The organism is Chryseosolibacter indicum, assembly GCF_018598585.1.
Lineage (GTDB): Bacteria > Bacteroidota > Bacteroidia > Cytophagales > Cyclobacteriaceae > Chryseosolibacter > Chryseosolibacter indicus.
Window position 1 is genome coordinate 1 of record NZ_JAHESD010000137.1, and the last position, 2,515, is coordinate 2,515.

Annotated in this window: 2 protein-coding genes; one reads left to right on the forward strand and one right to left on the reverse strand. The window is 39.2% G+C overall.

Features of this window, described 5'->3' with window-relative positions:
• Positions 1-139 precede the first annotated feature (139 nt).
• Positions 140-1,576, reverse strand: a complete 1,437-nt coding sequence (locus KK060_RS24720) for a redoxin domain-containing protein (RefSeq protein ID WP_254157945.1) — start codon at positions 1,574-1,576, stop codon at positions 140-142.
• A 189-nt stretch (positions 1,577-1,765) separates the two neighbouring features.
• Between KK060_RS24720 and KK060_RS24725 the strand changes: the two genes are divergently transcribed.
• Positions 1,766-2,515: ATP-binding cassette domain-containing protein (locus KK060_RS24725; protein ID WP_254157947.1), on the forward strand; the 750-nt coding region annotated here is incomplete at its 3' end.

A 2,515-nucleotide genomic window follows, 5' to 3' on the forward strand; every position in this document is an offset into this window, starting at 1 on the left:
AAAAAATTTATTAAACGGTTACATAAATGGCTGAAACTATGGAATTTAAATAAATAAATATGGGGCAAACACCCATTTTAATGGTATAAAAATAACGGCGGATGTGTACTGTTGCTAACAGGAAATTTTACACTTCCGATTAAAGCTTGCCAGCTGTAGCCTTGTTTTTCTCTATTTTTTCGTAATGTGTTAGAAAATCTTCAAGTTTTTCTGCGGGAATCTTCTTGCCGATAATTTTTTTACGACTATCTAACACGTAGAGGCTAGGCGTTGTTAGGGCATCATACAGATCGCTATAAGGGCCAACGTAAGTACGTGGGCCATTTACAGTGATCCAAGGCATCTTCATTTCTTTGATGTAATCGCGCATTTTAGCCATGGAAGTATCGGCGCTAACTGCGAATACTTCAACATCGAACTTCTTTTTATTTGTGTTGTAGAAATTTACAAGCTTAGGTGTCTCTTCCTTGCAGTGCCCACAATCAGGATCGAAGATGAAAAGTATGGTATAGCGGTTCTTAATATCATACATAGACTTCGGTTTGAAGTTGCTGTCTTGCATGATAAGGTTGGGACCGGTTTTACCAACAAGGCTTTTTCTTAGTCTGTCAGCATGATCTTTCAGGTTCTTGTTGAGTTTTTCATTTACCCAGAAGTTCATTTCGCCGGTAGCGAAGAATTTATCATAGAGATGAACATATACTTCGTCAAGCCCCATGATTTCTGGAGTCTGATACTTGATCACACATATCCATACAGCATATTTGTAGGTCTCCTGGTTTTTCTTTGCCTTGGAAATTACAAATTCAATGGCCTTCTTCAATGAATCCGGGATGGGGGCATATAACTTATCCAGATATTCATTGATCTTCTCCTGATACATAGGACGAGGCATTCTTATCATGGCGTCATCAGCAAGATCAAAATTGTCGAAGAAATGCTGGCGGTACCAGCGAAGCTGAAACGTAGAATCAATAGCACCATTTGCTAATTTTGGGGCATCAGGAATTTTAACAGGTTTGTTTGCCTTAAAGATCTTTGCTGTAATTGTTCCAGGATACTTTGTAATTACGTTATCCTGATAAGCCATTACTTTATCGTTTATCTTGTTGTATGCTTCTCTTGCATTCTTCTTCTGATCTTCTTTAAGGGTGCTGTCCTGAAGTACTTTAATAAATGGTTCAGCTTCTTTATGCCGCTCCATATTGAAGATCATGTTCTCAAAGAAAAGTTTATTGTCCTGGTCACCCGTTACAACGATGTTTTTGACGTAATCGTCAGTGCTGGTGGTAAGGGAAAACCGTTGATTAGTACCAACAACCATTTCGAATAACCTGATCTTATTCATTACCAGAAAATAAACTCCCTGGGGGAGAGTTTGTTTTCCATCAAAAGTAAAATTACCCAGGGCATCAACTTTAGCGGTGTCCTTAATAAAGGTGCTTTCACCATAATAATATCCGAGATAAGCAGTTGTATCTTTTAGCCCTTTAACTTTGAACTGGATTTTGTACCCTGGTTGAGCCAGGCAAGTAAGCGTGGCAATGAAAATAAGCGTTGTGAGGATTAGACGCATAGCAATTAGAATTTTATTGCAATTTCTTAAATTAAAGTATGATTTCAACGGTGATTAATAGGGGTTATTTCAATTTAGTGACCCCTTGTAAGGAATTAACAAATTTTAACAACTTAGGTACGGCCTATCGGAACGCTAATAAAATACAGGCGCTGTAATTTCGACTATATTGCTACTTTTGATCTTAGCATGTCATTAAGTGTAGAGAATTTAACCAAGATATACGGTCAGCAGACAGCTGTTGACTCTCTTTCTTTTCGTGTTGCTGAGGGTGAGGTTGTAGGATTTCTGGGACCCAACGGCGCGGGCAAATCAACAACAATGAAAATTACCACCAGCTATATTCCTCCAACAAGTGGTACAGTAGTAGTGGGTGGGGTTGATGTGGTTGCTCACCCTATAACAGTAAAGAAGATGATAGGGTACTTACCCGAGCATAACCCGCTCTATCTAGATATGTATGTACATGAATATCTCAGCTTTGTGGGTAATGTTTACGGCTTATCCGGAAAGTATTTAAGAGCAAGGGTAGAGGAAATGGTAGAGCTATGTGGATTGCAGCGGGAGCAGAATAAAAAGATTGAAGCATTATCAAAAGGATATCGCCAGCGTGTTGGCCTGGCGCAAGCGCTTATTCATAATCCTAAAGTTTTAATTTTGGATGAACCCACTTCTGGTCTTGACCCTAACCAGATCCTGGAGATAAGAAAACTAATTAAAGACATCAGTATCAATAAGACCGTAATATTTTCAACCCATATCATGCAGGAGGTGCAGGCATTGTGCGATCGGGTAATATTGATAAACCGGGGAAAACTGGTAGCTGATGACAGCTTATCCAATCTCCTCAATAAAGGAAAGGGGCAATCGGTAGTAGTGGTTGAGTTCGAATCTCCGGTGCAATTATCTGATCTTAGTACAATAGCAGGTGTTAAAGAA